This is a genomic window from Halobacillus sp. ABA4_118 (assembly GCF_056160205.1).
In genome coordinates, this window is the sequence record NZ_JBSWWS010000001.1 from 3,535,747 (window position 1) to 3,551,339 (window position 15,593).

General features: G+C 47.3%; 17 protein-coding genes and 1 pseudogene. 1 reads left to right on the forward strand and 17 read right to left on the reverse strand.

Features of this window, described 5'->3' with window-relative positions; translation table 11 throughout:
• The 7 genes from panB to ACXAGL_RS18120 are packed head-to-tail and all read right to left on the reverse strand — an operon-like array spanning position 1 to position 5,668.
• Positions 1-822: a 3-methyl-2-oxobutanoate hydroxymethyltransferase gene (panB, locus tag ACXAGL_RS18090; protein WP_474992017.1), complete on the reverse strand. Its 822-nt coding sequence runs from the start codon at positions 820-822 to the stop codon at positions 1-3.
• Positions 815-1,807 (reverse strand): biotin--[acetyl-CoA-carboxylase] ligase, encoded by a 993-nt coding sequence (locus ACXAGL_RS18095; RefSeq protein ID WP_474968675.1) that lies wholly within the window; start codon positions 1,805-1,807, stop codon positions 815-817. Before ACXAGL_RS18095 ends, panB begins: the two co-directional genes overlap by 8 nt.
• Entirely contained in the window at positions 1,783-2,982 is a 1,200-nt protein-coding gene (locus ACXAGL_RS18100) for a CCA tRNA nucleotidyltransferase (RefSeq protein ID WP_474968676.1), read from the reverse strand. The genes ACXAGL_RS18095 and ACXAGL_RS18100 overlap by 25 nt, the downstream gene beginning before the upstream one ends.
• Positions 2,972-4,102: an N-acetyl-alpha-D-glucosaminyl L-malate synthase BshA gene (gene bshA, locus ACXAGL_RS18105; protein ID WP_474992019.1), complete on the reverse strand. Its 1,131-nt coding sequence runs from the start codon at positions 4,100-4,102 to the stop codon at positions 2,972-2,974. The genes ACXAGL_RS18100 and bshA overlap by 11 nt, the downstream gene beginning before the upstream one ends.
• A 7-nt stretch (positions 4,103-4,109) precedes the next feature.
• On the reverse strand, positions 4,110-4,523 hold the full coding sequence (mgsA, locus tag ACXAGL_RS18110; protein ID WP_474968678.1) for a methylglyoxal synthase: 414 nt from the start codon (positions 4,521-4,523) through the stop codon (positions 4,110-4,112).
• Positions 4,524-4,538: 15 nt separating this feature from the next.
• Positions 4,539-5,339 carry a 4-hydroxy-tetrahydrodipicolinate reductase gene (gene dapB / locus ACXAGL_RS18115; protein ID WP_474968679.1) on the reverse strand — a complete coding sequence of 267 codons (801 nt, stop codon included), beginning with the start codon at positions 5,337-5,339 and terminating at the stop codon, positions 4,539-4,541.
• Positions 5,339-5,668: a nucleotide pyrophosphohydrolase gene (locus tag ACXAGL_RS18120; protein ID WP_035531332.1), complete on the reverse strand. Its 330-nt coding sequence runs from the start codon at positions 5,666-5,668 to the stop codon at positions 5,339-5,341. The genes dapB and ACXAGL_RS18120 overlap by 1 nt, the downstream gene beginning before the upstream one ends.
• A 164-nt stretch (positions 5,669-5,832) precedes the next feature.
• Here ACXAGL_RS18120 and ACXAGL_RS18125 point away from each other — a divergent pair, with 164 nt between their 5' ends.
• On the forward strand, positions 5,833-6,705 hold the full coding sequence (locus ACXAGL_RS18125) for a YitT family protein (RefSeq protein WP_474968680.1): 873 nt from the start codon (positions 5,833-5,835) through the stop codon (positions 6,703-6,705).
• Positions 6,706-6,762: 57 nt separating this feature from the next.
• Here ACXAGL_RS18125 and ACXAGL_RS18130 read toward each other — a convergent pair whose 3' ends face one another.
• From ACXAGL_RS18130 to aroA, 10 genes and pseudogenes are all read right to left on the reverse strand, one after another.
• Entirely contained in the window at positions 6,763-7,437 is a 675-nt protein-coding gene (locus ACXAGL_RS18130) for a zinc metallopeptidase (protein ID WP_474968681.1), read from the reverse strand.
• A gap of 59 nt (positions 7,438-7,496) precedes the next feature.
• The gene (locus ACXAGL_RS18135) at positions 7,497-8,180 is read right to left on the reverse strand and encodes a hypothetical protein (RefSeq protein ID WP_474992020.1); all 684 of its coding nucleotides are present in this window, start codon (positions 8,178-8,180) and stop codon (positions 7,497-7,499) included.
• Positions 8,181-8,238: 58 nt separating this feature from the next.
• On the reverse strand, positions 8,239-8,811 hold the full coding sequence (gene lhaT / locus ACXAGL_RS18140; RefSeq protein ID WP_474972311.1) for a lipoprotein heptaprenylglyceryl N-acetyltransferase LhaT: 573 nt from the start codon (positions 8,809-8,811) through the stop codon (positions 8,239-8,241).
• 326 nt (positions 8,812-9,137) lie between these two features.
• Positions 9,138-9,896: pseudogene (locus tag ACXAGL_RS18145) on the reverse strand (c-type cytochrome); the annotation flags it as partial.
• 25 nt (positions 9,897-9,921) lie between these two features.
• On the reverse strand, positions 9,922-10,596 hold the full coding sequence (gene qcrB / locus ACXAGL_RS18150; RefSeq protein ID WP_027954406.1) for a menaquinol-cytochrome c reductase cytochrome b subunit: 675 nt from the start codon (positions 10,594-10,596) through the stop codon (positions 9,922-9,924).
• 3 nt (positions 10,597-10,599) lie between these two features.
• A complete protein-coding gene (locus tag ACXAGL_RS18155; RefSeq protein WP_027954407.1) occupies positions 10,600-11,106 on the reverse strand; it encodes a QcrA and Rieske domain-containing protein in 507 nt (168 codons plus the stop codon).
• 134 nt (positions 11,107-11,240) lie between these two features.
• Positions 11,241-11,696, reverse strand: coding sequence for a DUF2487 family protein (locus ACXAGL_RS18160; protein ID WP_474992022.1), 456 nt, complete (start codon positions 11,694-11,696; stop codon positions 11,241-11,243).
• Positions 11,697-11,797: 101 nt separating this feature from the next.
• Positions 11,798-12,358: a ReoY family proteolytic degradation factor gene (locus ACXAGL_RS18165; RefSeq protein ID WP_027954409.1), complete on the reverse strand. Its 561-nt coding sequence runs from the start codon at positions 12,356-12,358 to the stop codon at positions 11,798-11,800.
• 30 nt (positions 12,359-12,388) lie between these two features.
• Complete coding sequence (locus tag ACXAGL_RS18170; protein WP_474968684.1) at positions 12,389-13,642, reverse strand: tetratricopeptide repeat protein; 1,254 nt, start codon at positions 13,640-13,642, stop codon at positions 12,389-12,391.
• A 644-nt stretch (positions 13,643-14,286) separates the two neighbouring features.
• The gene (aroA, locus tag ACXAGL_RS18175) at positions 14,287-15,576 is read right to left on the reverse strand and encodes a 3-phosphoshikimate 1-carboxyvinyltransferase (protein ID WP_474992024.1); all 1,290 of its coding nucleotides are present in this window, start codon (positions 15,574-15,576) and stop codon (positions 14,287-14,289) included.
• Positions 15,577-15,593: the final 17 nt, after the last annotated feature.

A 15,593-nucleotide genomic window follows, 5' to 3' on the forward strand; every position in this document is an offset into this window, starting at 1 on the left:
TTACTCCTTTGGAAGACCCGACATATTCATTGTAAACGTATGTTTTTCCTCAGGAAATGCCCCGCTTTTAACCTCTTGGACATAGCGGGTAATCCCGTCCCCAAAAGCTTGATTTCCATCGGTGTAGGACTTCACAAATTTAGGAAGACGCCCCACTCCATAGTTGAGAAGATCATGGTAGACCAGAACCTGCCCGTCACAGTCGGCTCCCGCTCCAATCCCGATGGTAGGGATGGCCAGCTTTTCGGTTATGAAAGAGGCCAGTTGACGAGGAACACATTCAAGAACGAGCATCATCGCCCCGGCCCTTTCGATTTCCAATGCCTCATCCAGTAAACGCGCAGCGGTTTCCTTGTCTTTTCCCTGCACTTTGTATCCACCGAGCACATTGACCGACTGCGGCGTCAGTCCGATGTGTCCGACAACCGGAATGCCGGCTTTGACAAGCTTAGCTATGGTTTCAGAGACTTCTCCGCTTCCTTCCAGTTTCAAAGCCTGTGCGTCTGTTTCCTGGTACAGCTTTTTCGCGTTGCTGAGTGTATCAGCTGTGGAAATGTGATAAGACATGAACGGCATATCTACAACTTTGAACGTTTGGCCTGCCCCGCGGCTGACCGCTTTTCCGTGATGGATCATATCCTCGACGGTCACAGGAATCGTGGATTCATAACCGAGGACGGTCATACCAAGACTGTCGCCGACTAAAATCATATCAGCTCCCGCTGCTTCCACTAGTTTCGCAGAAGGATAATCGTAGCTTGTCACCATCGTTATTTTTTCTTGATCGTGTTTCATTTGAAGGAACTGCTGTTTGTTAAGCAAGGTATCCACCTTCTCCCCAATGAATTTCCGCTGAATACAATTTCTCTTCTTCCCCTGTCTTTCTCCTGGCGCGCAGAGCTCCATCCGGTTCGATTCCGAGAAGAGTCGCTTCCCACGTCTCTTTCATCGTCGAAATCGTGACGTCCTCCCCGATCTTATATCCGTACTTCTCCCAGTCTTCTTTGACCGATTGGAAGCCATCACGGATGAACTGGTCGTAGGAGGATTCAAACAATGTAAGAAAATGCTGGATCGTTTTTTGTATGTTCCAATCAACACCGGACTCGGTTTTAAAGGAAGAGGCTTTATAACGGATATCAGAAGGGATGTCTTCCTCCTCCTGATTGACGTTCATGCCGATGCCGAGCACGATGTACTGGATCGTATCCTGTTCTGCCTGCATTTCTGTAAGAATTCCCGACACTTTTTTGTGATGGATCAACACATCGTTCGGCCACTTGATCTGTGGCTCAAGCTCGGAGCGCTCATCAATCATTTTAGCAATAACCGTAGCTGCAAGAAGGGTCAACTGCGGCGCTTCCACGGGTGGCAGATCCGGCTTCAGCAGAAAGCTCATCCATATCCCTTTGCCTTTCGGTGAGTCCCAGCTACGGGCCATGCGTCCTTTTCCTCCGACTTGTTCATCGGCGACCACAACGGTTCCATGTGGTTTCCCCTGCTTGGCCATCTGATGGACGATTTCCTGTGTGGAATCCACCTGATCATAATGATACAGCTGGTGTCCCATCCACCGGGTTTCAAGACCCCACTGTAATGTGTTTTCGCTGATCTTGTCCGGGAACCCTTGGATTTTATACCCTTTCCGTTGAACCGCTTCGATTTCATAGCCGTCTTTTTTCAATTCATTCATATGCTTCCATACAGCGGTCCTTGATATATTCAGCTGTTCAGATAACTGCTGTCCGGAAATATGACCTTCCTGCTTCGTCAATAATTCAATCAGATGTTTCCGGGTGGATTCCATGTGATGACCCACTCCTTTATTTTTTCATAATCGTTCTCCAGCACCCCTTCGACTACATTTCGCTCCACGGCCTTCATCGTTTCTGATATCCAGGGGCCTTTCGTTTTTTCCGGGTGCAGGGCAATCAAGTCCATCGACTCAAACTGAAGGTCTTTTCTATGGCCGATAGGCAGGTGATGCTTCTGATCCAACAGGCGTTCTTTTATGCCACGATCCATTCCTGCCGCTTCCGTGACACGGTCAAATGAACTGTACAATGATTCGGGAAGACAGTAGGCCAGCCATGCGGTCACATCTTCTGCGTCCGTATAAAGGGTCATGGCTTCCATCAGTTGATCCGTTTCTCTTTTTTCCTGATTCGATCGTTTCCATGTTTTAAGAAAAGCAGATGCAGGAAAAGAAGAATCCTGAAGACAGAGAAAGTTTGCTATCTCCGGCCACGATTTCAAAGGGCTGAGCGGAGGATTTTTAAAAAGCCCCGTTTCTTTAAGAAAAGGAAGCTGATGTAACAGACCGGTTTCCTCAAGAAGCCCCAGCGCATTCTTTATGCCTTGACCAGCGAAGGTTTTTCGTGTCTCTTCCGCCACTCGTTCCATCGATATGTTCGCGAGTAGTGGAGCCTGCTTTATCAGCGCCTCTTTTGTGGCCCCTGTCACTTCAAAACAAAGCTGGCTCGAAAAACGGACCGCCCTCATCATTCGTAAAGGGTCTTCCTGAAATCGGTCGCAGGGATTACCGACAGCCATTATCTGTTTATGTTTTATTGCCTTTCTCCCATCAAAAGGATCAATGATCCTGCCCTGTCTGTCCATGGCCATAGCATTCATCGTAAAATCCCGCCGGGCAAGATCTGTTCGAATATCAGAGACGAAGGTCACCTCATCGGGATGCCTGTAGTCCTCATATCCGGATTCTGTTCGGAAGGTCGTCACCTCATAGGAGATGGATCGGTGTCTGACGATGACCGTGCCGTGCTCGATACCAACAGGAATGACCTTTTCAAAGATTTCCTGGATTTTCGAAGGAGGCAGGGATGAAGCGATATCGATATCACCAACCGCTCTACCACTTACATGATCCCTTACAGCACCACCGGCTATATACGCTTCGCCACCGGCTTCCTCAATTCTCTGCATCACCTCAAAGGCTTGTTCAAAAAGAGGGTCATGCTTCATCAGCAAGCACCTGCCGATACAATTCTTCATATTCATTCAAAATGGTGGCTGTGGCAAATTTATCCTGCACGACTGTTTTCGCCCGTTTAGACATTTGGTGATGATGGTCCGTGTCAGCAAGGATTTTATTGGCAAAATATGCCGTCTGTTCAATATTCCCCAGTTCAGCTATATAACCCGTTTCACCGTGATCAATAACTTCAGGTATCCCTCCGATATTCGTGCCGATGGACGGAACACCGCAGGCCATCGCCTCAAGGAGAACCAGACCGAAGCTCTCTTTTTCGGACAAGAGAAGCTTAAGGTCAGCAATGGAAAGCAGATCACTGACATTCTCCTGCTTCCCAAGGAATAATACATCACCATCCAATCCGAGGTCCTGAACAAGCTGATAACAGGCGGAATACTCCGGACCGTCACCGACGAGAAGGAGCTTTGCAGGTCTTTCCGATCGGACTTTGGCAAAGGTCTGGATCACATCAGGCACCCGCTTAACCTTCCTGAAATTGGAAATGTGAATCAAGACAGCATCCTCATCTTTGATGCCGTAATGGTCCTTCAAGTGCTGGTTCGACTTCCGGTAATATTCACGTTCATCAACGAAGTTGTAAATCACATCAATGGAACGATCTGTATGTAGCATTTCCTGTGTCTGGTCCACAAGACTATGAGAGACAGCGGTCACACGGTCAGACTGTTCAATACCGAATTTGATCATTTCCTGAAGGCTCGTATCGATCCCCAGTACAGTAATATCCGTCCCATGAAGGGTCGTTATAATTTTCACATCACGGTTACACATCTGCTTGGCTAAAATAGCACAGACCGCATGCGGCATCGCATAGTGCACATGAAGAATATCCAGTTCTTCACGATTGATGACATCCGCCATCTTTGCTGCTAATGCCAAATCATAGGGTGGATGCTGAAAGACAGGATAGCTGCTGACCTCCACCTCGTGGTAATAAATATTCGGATACACCCGGTTCAGCCGGAAAGGTACCTGTGAGGCCACAAAATGTATTTCATGCCCATTTTCAGCGAGCAGCTTACCCAGTTCTGTTGCGATGACACCTGATCCCCCGACAGTCGGGTAGCAGGTGATTCCTATTTTAGCCATACTACGTTCACTCCTGTTTTCTGTTCTCTTCTATGATGCTGTTCCATTCAATATCGTCATGATCGAGAGCTCTTACCATAATCTCTGCGCCTGCCAGGTTCGTTGCAACTGGAATCTGGTGGACATCACAAAGGCGTAGAAGAGCGCTGATGTCCGGCTCATGAGGCTGGGCAGTGAGCGGGTCTCTGAAGAAAATGACCATCTGCATTTGTTCGTCTGCAATTCTCGCTCCGATCTGCTGATCCCCGCCGAGCGGGCCGGATTGGAAACGAGTCACGTTCAATCCAGTTTCATCCGCAATCCGCATACCTGTCGTTCCCGTTGCGAAAAGTTCATGCTTCGAAAAAACAGCGGCATGCTTTTTTGTAAACTGAATGATATCTTCTTTCTTTTTATCGTGGGCAATTAAAGCAATGTTCATGGTCAAACTCCCCTTTTAATCGAGTAGATGTTCCAATCCATAAACCAGCGTATCCAGTTCAACAGCTTTTTCAACAGCAAGCTTCACTCCACTCATGAAAGACTCCCTGTGAATGGAATCGTGCTTGATTGTGAGGGTTTCTCCAAGTCCACCGAAGACGACTTCCTGGTGAGCGACGAGCCCCGGAAGACGCATACTATGAATTCTCATTCCCTCTTCATCAGCACCACGGGCGCCCTGCAGGGTTTCTTTTTCATCCTTGTGGCCCTGATGATGAGGATTGCGGACTTCCTTAATCAACTCCGCCGTCTTCACCGCTGTACCTGATGGGGCATCAAGCTTCTGGTCATGATGTTTTTCAATGATTTCAACATCAGGAAAATGCTTGGCGGCCCATTTGGAAAACTGCATCATTAAAACGGCGCCGATAGCGAAGTTCGGTGCAATCACGGTACCCAGCTGTTTTTCTTCGGCAAGGCTGGTCAATTCCTGAAGCTGCTCCTGCGTAAACCCCGTTGTGCCGACCACCGGACGCACGCCATTGTTCAATGCAAGCTTCGTATGGATATACCCGTTATCCGGCGTCGTAAGATCAATCAGTACGTCCGCCTCCACCTCATTCAGGCAGACTTCGGCATCCGTGTAGATCAAAGCGTCCAAGTCAGGGAGTCCCTGGATATCCCTTATATTCATGCCGTCATTTTCCCTGTCAATACATGCGGCCAGGCTCAAGTGCTGCTCCCGTTGTATCATATTCAAGGCTTCACTGCCCATTTTACCACGAGGTCCTGCTACAATCACCTTAATCGTTTCCATTACTCTTCCTCCTTTTTAGTCCAACGGTCTTTATCCCGAGTTTCTATTTTGCTCATGGACTGCTCAAATGCCTCAGACAGGTCGATATCAAGAGAGTTTGCGAAACAAGTCAGCACAAAGATGACATCGCCAAGCTCCTCTTCCAATGCTTTATCCTTTTCGGTCTTTTTCTTAGGTTTCTCCCCATATCTGTGATTGACTTCCCTTGCCATTTCTCCAACTTCTTCTGTAAGCCTTGCCTGAAGGCTGAGAGGTGAGAAATACCCCTCTTTAAATTGTGATATGTAGTTATCGACACGTTTTTGGATGTCCTGTGTTGTATATTCCATTATAAGTCCCTCTTTTCCTTCACGGATTCTCTCTAAATGTTAGCCAAAAGGAGCTCATTTGACAAATTTTCCGTTTATTCCACCTTCTCCTGCCTGTTCATATTGCCGCTCATTCGACAAACAACTATAATGATAATCGTGCAGATGACCTTGGAGGTGGACATATGAAAATTTTCGGACTGCGTGTGAAAAATATAACCCTGATTATACTGGGGTCCGCTGTGTTTTCGTTCGGGATCGTTCATTTCAATATTCAGAATGAACTCGGTGAAGGCGGCTTCACAGGGATCACCCTTTTACTGCTGTATTTATTCAACTGGGATCCTGCTGTGATGAACATTGTTTTGAACATTCCCGTCCTTTTTATCGGATGGCGGATTTTGGGACGTACGACATTTTTGTACTCCTTGATTGGAATTGTCGCGGTTTCCGTATTTATAGCTCTGTCCCAGCGGTATATGATTACCATCGATCTTTCGGATGATCTTACACTGGCTTCGCTGTTTGCGGGGGTGTTTATCGGCGTCGGTTTAGGAATCATATTCCGATATGGCGGAACAACCGGTGGTGTGGACATCATCGCCAGACTCATCAACAAATACCTTGGCTGGAGTATGGGCCGGGCGATGTTCGTTTTTGATGCTCTCGTGATTTTCATTTCTGCCATTACTTATTTAGAACATGTCCGAGGAATGTATACGCTTGTCGCGGTTTTTGTCGGTGCGAAAGTGATTGATTTCATCCAGGAAGGTGCCTACGCTGCCCGTGGAACGACCATCATATCGGAAAAGAGCGAAGAGATCTCACAAAAAGTTATGCAGGAGATGGATCGAGGTGTGACCGTACTTGACGGCCGCGGATCGTTTTCCGGTTCTAAACGGGATGTTTTATATTGTGTTATAGCGAAAAACGAAATTGTGCGGCTAAAGACCATCATTGAACAGATTGATCCCCATGCGTTTGTAGCCGTCAGCCACGTCCATGATGTGATGGGTGAGGGGTTTACTTTGGATGAAAACAAAAACCCCATTGACTAGGACCATCCTGGAAAACAAAAAAAGACCTCCGCTGCCGGAGGTCTTTTTTCCTGTCCTTTACTCTTCGTTCATCCCAATGAACATGAATACAAAGCGGAGAAGTTCGGCAAGGGCAACGAGTGCACCCGCCACATATGTCATTGCCGCAGCATTGAGGACCTTCTTCGTTTTCCGTTCTTCATCATTCCGGATGACGCCGGTCGACACCAGCTGTGCCATGGCACGGTTGGAAGCATCGAATTCCACAGGCAGTGTAATCAGCTGGAACAGCACGGCTGCTGCGAAGAAGACAATCCCGACAAAGACAAGACCTGTCATCTGAAGCAGCATACCACCAATCAATAGGAAGATAGAGATATTGGAACCAAAGCTTGCTACCGGGACGAGGGCGCTTCGGAAACGAAGGAAAGCATAATCCTCCGCATCCTGTATGGCGTGCCCCACTTCGTGTGCTGCCACTGCTGCACCGGCTGTGGAGCGTCCGTGATAAATGTCTGAAGAAAGACGAATCACTTTGGAGCGCGGATCGTAATGGTCTGTCAAATGGCCGCGGACTTCTTCCACAGCTACATTAAAGAGGCCGTTGTCATTAAGAATTTTTCGTGCTACTTCAGCACCTGACATGGACGATGAAGTAGGGACTTGTGAATATTTTTTGTACGTAGACTTCACTTTAGACTGAGCCCACAAAGGGATAATAAAAATCAAAGCAAAGTAAATGATAAAACTCATTTGTCATTCCTCCATAAGAATGGTTCTTAGGTCAATTTTAGTCAAATCCCTCTGGAAAATCAACTATTATGTTCTTTTATTGTGTGTCTAATTTTTGAACGGGAAGGGTGCTTCATCACCCCTACATAAAAAAGAACCGCAAGGATAAATCCTCCCACCCCGGCAGCCGTTCCCTGCAAAGACACTCCTTCACCACTGCTGCCCTGAACCAGCGCATCGACCATTGCAGAGGCATAGGCAGCCGTTTCGGCCGTCGGTTGAAGATGATGCTGTTCAAGTGCCTGCCGGAGCTGTCTGGTATCTACAGTGTCATACACGTGCATCACGACCGGCTCAAGGTTCTCCCAGTCCAGAAGAACCTGCTCCGCCGGAGTACTATACAATGCCTCATGGAAAGCTGCTAATTTTTGTTCCACTGCTGTTTCTCTGTCTGGTGCAGTAAGCACTTCAAAGAATAGGAGAGCCGCTTCCGACGGCCGGTCTCCATTTTCGGACATGTTCAAGTTCTCCCAGACGGTTCGGTCCTCTTCAGACACCCCGCGCATATAGGTTTCCATATCCGTCCACCTGCTATGCAGGAGCCTCTCTGCTGCCTCAATTTTTCCGTCATGAAGAAGTGACCTGTACTGGCTGTAAAATCGTTCCCACTGCTCCGGGGCTCCCTCACCCCACCCATCATGCAGGCTCAGCGGCATGAGTGTGAAAATCAGGGATATGAACACAACTTTACACACCTGTCCCATTTCACTTCTCCCCTCTCATTATCCCGATTAGTTACATGTTATGAAAGGGGATCCACATTTAGACGTTCTGTATCTTTTTCATAAGGGAATAGGCTGCACCTATACAGATCAGACTCAGCCAGAAGGTGAAATAGCCAATTTCCTTCATATGCTCCATAATAGCCGGATAGACAGGCATCTGTTCAAAGACATAGTCAATGACATCATTATGAAGCGTCCATACAGCAGCAAAAAGAATATGCCTGATCCGCATTGCATAAAAGGGCGCATACAGAACCCCCTGAACAGCCATGGCACTATGAGAAAGTATAAGCATGTAACCGGTCCACGGCAGAGCGCCATACTCCATAAAGGTAAGACCGTTCATCACCACCGCCCATACCCCATATTTAAGCAGTGTAATGAGCGCGAGCGCTTCTATATATGGGACATTCCTTCCGAATAGATAAAAACCAAGAAAGATTGTAAAAAACAAACTGGCTGTGGGGCTGTCAGGAACAAACAGGAGGAAGATCGGTTCTGTTACCTCCAGCTGCGGTTCATACCATAGATACCCGTAAATCGTTCCTCCGAGATTAACAAAAAATAATACGATTAAAAAAAGCCGGTGCGTCAAAATATATGTCAACATCTGTTTCATGCGAACCTTCCTCCTGTAACAAAAGAAACCGCGCATGTCTCAGCGCGGCATCCATCGATCTATTTCGTTCATTCTTCAGAAGAACCGTTCTCTTCCTCGGAATTTTCTTCTTCAGAGCTTTCTCCCTCAGTAGATCCTTCTTCTCCAGAAGAACCTTCATCTTCGGAAGATCCCTCTTCTTCAGATGAACCTTCACCCTCAGAAGATCCTTCTTCTTCAGATGAGCCTTCACCCTCGGAAGATCCTTCTTCTTCAGAAGAACCTTCTCCTTCAGAAGAACCTTCTCCTTCAGATGAGCCTCCTTCACCACTGCCTGCCCCGACAACAAACTCAGCAAGCTGCTGGAGTTCCTCATCCGTTCCGTTAAAGATTCCAGCCGGCATGGCGCCTTTACCATTCACTGCAATGTCCTTCACTTGGTCAACCGTCAGCTCTGCATCAATTAATGATGGGTAGCTTCCCTGACCTTGAAGGGCATCGCCGTGACAGCTCAGACAGTTGGCTTCATACACGGCATAACCCGGAGCTGATTTATCAATTGTGGATTCAACCGCTTCCACGTTCACACCATATTTCTCCGCACGCATTTCGTAATCTGCATGTGTGACGGATTCATAGGTAAGCCAAAAGGTGGCTGCGAAACCAAGAAGCATCAGGCCTACAGCAATTGGACGCTTGTGAGGACGTCGTTCCGGTCCACGGTCCAGGAACGGTGCCAGCAGAAGTGCACCGAAGGCAAGACCCGGCATAACAATCGCTCCGAGAACAATGTAATCCCCGCCGGCAAATTGATATTTAAGGAATTGATACAAGAACAGGAAGTACCAGTCCGGTAGCGGAATGTAACTCGCGTTGTTTGGATCCGCCTGCTGCTCCAGCGGTGACGGATGGGCAGCGGTAAGTATTAAAAACCCGATCAGAAAGACCGATCCTACCAGCCACTCTTTCAACAGGAAGTTGGGCCAGAACGCTTCCGTGCGGCCTGGATATTCTGAATAGTCTTTTGGTAAATTGGCTTTTTGTTCGGCAGTGACCCTTGAATCACCGACGAACTTCATCCCTTTTCCCCTATGCACAGCTTTCCCTCCTTCTTTTGCTATTTTATAGTGGTCCGGAAATACCTTGTTTACGGATTAGGACAAAGTGGAAGGCCATTAATCCGAACAATGCTGCCGGAAGGAAAAATACGTGGATAGCAAAGAAACGTGTAAGCGTTTGAGCACCAACAATCGATGGGTCACCGGCAAGCAGTGTACGGATTTGATCTCCGATAAACGGTGTTGCCGCTGCAATCTCAAGACCTACCTGAGTAGCGAAATAAGCTTTGTTATCCCATGGAAGCAGATACCCTGTAAAACCAAGACCAAGCATGACAAAGAACAATAGGACCCCAATCACCCAGTTCAATTCACGCGGCTTTTTATAAGCGCCCTGGAAGAATACCCGCAGTGTATGTAAGAATAACATCACAATGACGAGACTGGCGCCCCAGTGGTGCATCCCACGTACGATTTGACCGTAAGCAACCTCTCGCTGTAAGTAATAAACCGATTTCCATGCGTTCTCAATATCTGGTACATAGTACATGGTCAGGAACATTCCGGACAGAATCTGAATGACTGTTACGAAGAATGTAAGACCACCAAAACAGTAAACAAATGCTGAAAAGTGATGTGCCGGGTTGACGTGCTCAGGAACTTCGTGATCCGCTATATCACGCCATAACGGGGTTACATCGACACGCTCGTCCACCCAGTCGTAAATTCTCTGAAGCATGTGTTATGCCCCCCCTCTGTCTTTTGCTTCACCTAAATAAAGCATACCTTCTTTGGTTTCGTGCTCAAAAACAGGTAATGGTGCGGTCGGCGGTGTGCCCGGAACGTTATCGCCGTCTTTTGTATAACGGCCCCCGTGACACGGACAGTAGAACTCATTCGGGTACTCATCATTGGAACCCCAGTCCACTGTACAGCCTAAATGGGTGCAGATCGGTGACAGGGCAACGATTTCATCATTGTCATCCTTGTATACCCAGGCTGTTTTCTGTACTTCAGATTCGTACCAGCCGTCCACCTGGTCGATGGTCCACTCGAAGCGCTGCGGCTCTTTTGTGATCTCATCGACAGAAGCAACCGATTTCAAATCGCCGCCTTCTTTGGACTTCAAAACGGGATCGATTGCGAACCGAACCATCGGAGCAAGCATACCGGCAGCCATGAAACCGCCTACACCAGTGAGCGTGTAGTTCAGAAACTGACGTCGGGACACCCTCTTTTTATCGCTCATACTTTTCCCCCCTCTATGCTGTAATCCATGCAGCATGGATCGATCACACATGGTTTAACTAGGACATTACCATGATAGCGCAATCTTATAGCCTGGTCAATAAAATATCAAACCTTGTCGGAAGTTTTATCCAGTCACCAATAGGCCTGGATCAGTTCACTGATGCCGCGGGCCTGTTCCTTCACAAATGCCTGTGTTTCTGTCGATTTCATGCTGCCGCTCGACATCCCCGGCACCCAGATTAAACGGCCGGCCAAATCATCCTCATGTTTCTTCCAGCCGCTGTCGAACGTAAATAGGAAAACGTGTTCAAACGGCTGTTCCCTGAAACGCTGAATCCACTCATTTAATCTTTCTTTCTCCTTTTCGTATCCACCCTTTAAATAGGCATAGTCAGGGGAAAGAAAGATCCTGCCTCTGTATTCTTTTTCAATCAGGTTCATAAACACCTGATTCAGCTCCCGTTGGAAAGCCTGCCCGACCATCTGCTGGTCCCCGGCGGGGTCAAAGGGTATCAGTGGAATCATTAGCGTGTCCACGTATTGTTTTTCCGGTAAGTACTGGGTCGTATCTGCTTTCGTCCATTTCATAAGTATCCCCTGCCTTTGTTATGTACGTTTTTCTATATTTTACTACATAAAAATAAAAAATAAAGTCAGCGAACATCATAGGATGCTCCTGACTTTATTTTTTAATAAAACGCACTCAGTTCCTCTTTCACTTTTTCGAGCCGGCCGCACAACTCGGTAAAAACCGTCCGTTCCCCATTGATCAGGGATTCATCAATCTGTTCTTCAATCTGCTTTCTCCGATGTTGGAGAAGGCTGATTTTCAACAGGCGGTCTGCTTCATTCTTATCACGGTCATTCAAATAATAATCTTTGGGGAGATATGGATTCTCTTCAAGAACAAGCGCATATTTGGAACACTGCTGGGCATTCTCGAAGTTCATCTGAATATAAACCGGCTCCCCCTGATTCATACGAAGATCATGAAAGGATTTTTCCGCATCGTTGGTCATGACCTGACCTTTATAAAACCGGAAAGGGGGATCAGAGACTCCCTGCGCACTAATTTCCATACCACGGGGACAAAACTTCACTTCCTGGACGAAATGAACACTGGATAAAAGAGATTCATGATTCATTAAATAGTTAAGAATCCAGACACTTTCCCTCTTTTTCAACTGAAAGTGATTCAAAAACCAGCGGACAAAATCTTTTTTCTCATCCACAGAAATTGGTGTCTGCATATGCGCCCCTCCTGCGCTTTAGTTTTCCATTTATTCCTCATTCAGACGCTTAACGAAATCCTCGATCTCAGTATCAGCAGGGTCGATGGCAAGGTATTCCTTGAAGACACGGACACCTTCTTCCATACGGCCGTCCTCAACGAGGAAGTATCCGTAGGATTTGAGGAAGTCGGTGTCTTCCTTAAGGGAAAGATAAGCCTGGCTGTATTGTTCATAGGCTTCCTTGAAACGCTCTTCCTCTTCCAGGGCATGGGCAAGCTCCCATAGATAATGGGGGTCTTCCTCACCTAAGGAAATCAGTTCTTGAATTAAGTCGATGATCTGATCATAGTCCTCATCGGATTTAAAGTTTTCAATCAGAAACAGAACAGCTTCTTTATAGCCGGGGTCCAGGGCGACCGCTTCCCGCATGAGACGGTATCCTTCTTCCTTATTCCCCTGACGGTGGGAAAGACTGCCGGCAAGGTGATAAAGTTCTTTGTTGAATTCGTCTTTAGCAAGGCCTTTTCGAGCCATATCAAGGGCTGCCTGAGGCATCCCTTCGGACTCATAAGCCTGAGCCAGGTGTGGATAAACCGATTGGAAGTAAGGATCTTTCTCAATCAGTTCCTCCCAGACGTGAATCGCGATATCATTACGGTTGGCCTGGAAAGCCACAAATCCATAACGGAAGAGAACATCCGGATTGTCCTCTTCCACCTTCTGGAAGAATTCCAACGCCTGCTCAAATTCCCCATTGGCCGCATAGGCTTCAGCCAGTCGTGTGGCCACTTCTATATCACCAATCACCGGCTGATGGTGCATGGCATTTTCATAATACGGGATACTCTTGGAGTACTCCCCATTTGAAAACGCGAGTTCACCAAGAGCAAAATCAATAATGGCTGAGTTTGGTTCCACGTTTTTAGCAGCTAGAAGTTTTTGTTCGGCTACTTCATACAGCCCCTGGGCCTGATACAAATCAGCAAGCTGTACCAGCGCCTGAAGATAGTCTTCGTCTTCAGGTCCGAATTGGTTCAGCAGTTCGATTGCTTCATCATCCTCATCAAGATCGATGTGAATTTCTGCCATCATCACTTTCAATTCCTGTTCTTTCGGATAGCGTTGAATCAGTTCGTGAAGCACCATTTTCGCTTCTTCCAGCATTCCCCACTGCATGTACAGTTCTGCAATGGTAAAACGCTCCTCTTCATCCGCCTCTGGCAGATATGTTGTCAGTGTTTTTATTGCATCTTCCGTCTTATGGGCCTCCATTTGACGAATGGCTTTTTGTATTTCCTCCATGATGACATCCTTTCCACGTTAAGCACATGCATGTGATTCTTCACTTTATTTAGATCGGATGGAGTTTTCCATCCGTCCGCTCGTATTTTTGTTTATTGGAACAGCACTATGATATCTGAAAACATCCTTCTCTTCAAACGTTCCGGCTCTCCATCGGAAAACCACGTCTTTCAGATTAATCATACCATAATGTCCATACAGTGAAGACCACATTTCTGATTAGTCGTTCGACGATATTCCATTCCGCTGACGAATTTTGTCCAAGGTTTCCATTCAGGAGCGGGTAAGATGAAAAGAAGAATAGATGTCAGGGTGCGGATGTCTGTTTATGTACAACAGACCTCTTCATGATGTGGTCATATTCCAGATATCTGCTGCGTAAGCTATTCACTAGGTGTTCAAACCGAAGAAGCAGGTCTCTCTTTTCAGTCATAAGCCGCCGTCACATAATCCCACCAGGCCGAATGCGCTTCCATTACCATAAAAATCTGTACGCCCCATCCCTTTCCTCGTGGTGACCCTCTCTGGTGGACATCCCTGAATCATCTTCTCTTTTCTTTTACGCAAAGAAGCTCTCTACGATTACCTCCACCAGGCAGGCTTTTTATATCGTATGAGAGCTTCAATGAAACTATGAAGTTATTTTAACGGAGGACTCCATTTAAATGCTCAAAAAAGGAAGGATAGGAAATATTGATGCAGTCCTTGTCCTGAATCGTGACCGGCTCAGCACTGATAAGAGAAGCGACAGCCCCCATCATCCCTATTCTGTGATCACCATAAGAGTGGACGCTGCCTCCTGTTAAAGAAGCTCCTCCATGGATGACCATACCGTCCTCAGTGGCCTCTGCTTCAGCTCCGAGCTTCGTAAGAGTAGTCACGACCGCTTCAATACGATCGGTTTCTTTGAATTTCAGTTCTTCAGCATCCTTAATGACGGTTGTTCCTTCGGCTTGTGTCGCAGCAAGGGCAATAATCGGGATTTCGTCAATAAGATTCGGGATCAGCTCACCATCCAGCTGCAGAGCCTTGAGACGGGAGCTTCTGACCCGGACGTCTCCGACCGGCTCGCGCCCGATATAGGTATGGATATCCGTTTCAATATCCGCCCCCATTCTTTTCATCGCGTGAATAATGCCGTCTCTGGTAGAATTCAACCCCACATCTTTAATCAGGAGATCACTGCCTGGAACGATGGCAGCAGCGACAATGAAAAATGCGGCTGATGAAATGTCTCCGGGAACTTTTATATCTGATGCCTGTGGCTGCTGACCACCCTCGATGGTAATGGCAGCTCCCTCTATGTTAAGATCCACGCCGAATTCAGGAAGAAGCATTTCTGTATGATTTCTTGTCTGTCCGAGTTCGATCACTTTGGTCTCCCCTTCGGCCAGCATGCCTGCAAGAAGGAGGGCTGATTTCACCTGCGCGCTTCTAACGGTAAGCTCATGTATAGTCCCTTTCAACTTACGGCCCCTGAATGCGAGAGGAAGCAGACGATTCTTATCCCTGCCGGAGATATCCGCTTCCATCTGCTTTAATGGGACGACGACACGATCCATCGGCCGCTTGGATAAGGATGCATCCCCAAAGGCCGTCGTAAATAAAGGCAGCCCTGCCAAAACCCCGCTCATCAATCTTGCGGTTGTTCCGGAGTTGCCGAAATTCAATGGAGAAGACGGCTCCTTGAGGCCTTGAATTCCTCTTCCATATACCGTCAGACGGTCATCCTGCTGATCAATTCTGACACCCATCTCACGAAAAGCTTCGACAGTCCGAAGGCAGTCCTCTCCCGTTAGGAAATTGGTAATATGTGATGTTCCCTCTGCCAATCCCGAAAATATAACAGACCGGTGGGATATTGATTTATCGCCAGGGACAGACATAGTCCCCTGCAGCTGTTTCTGTGTCGGCTGCAATTGTATCTCTGTCATTCTTCTGCCTCCCTTGA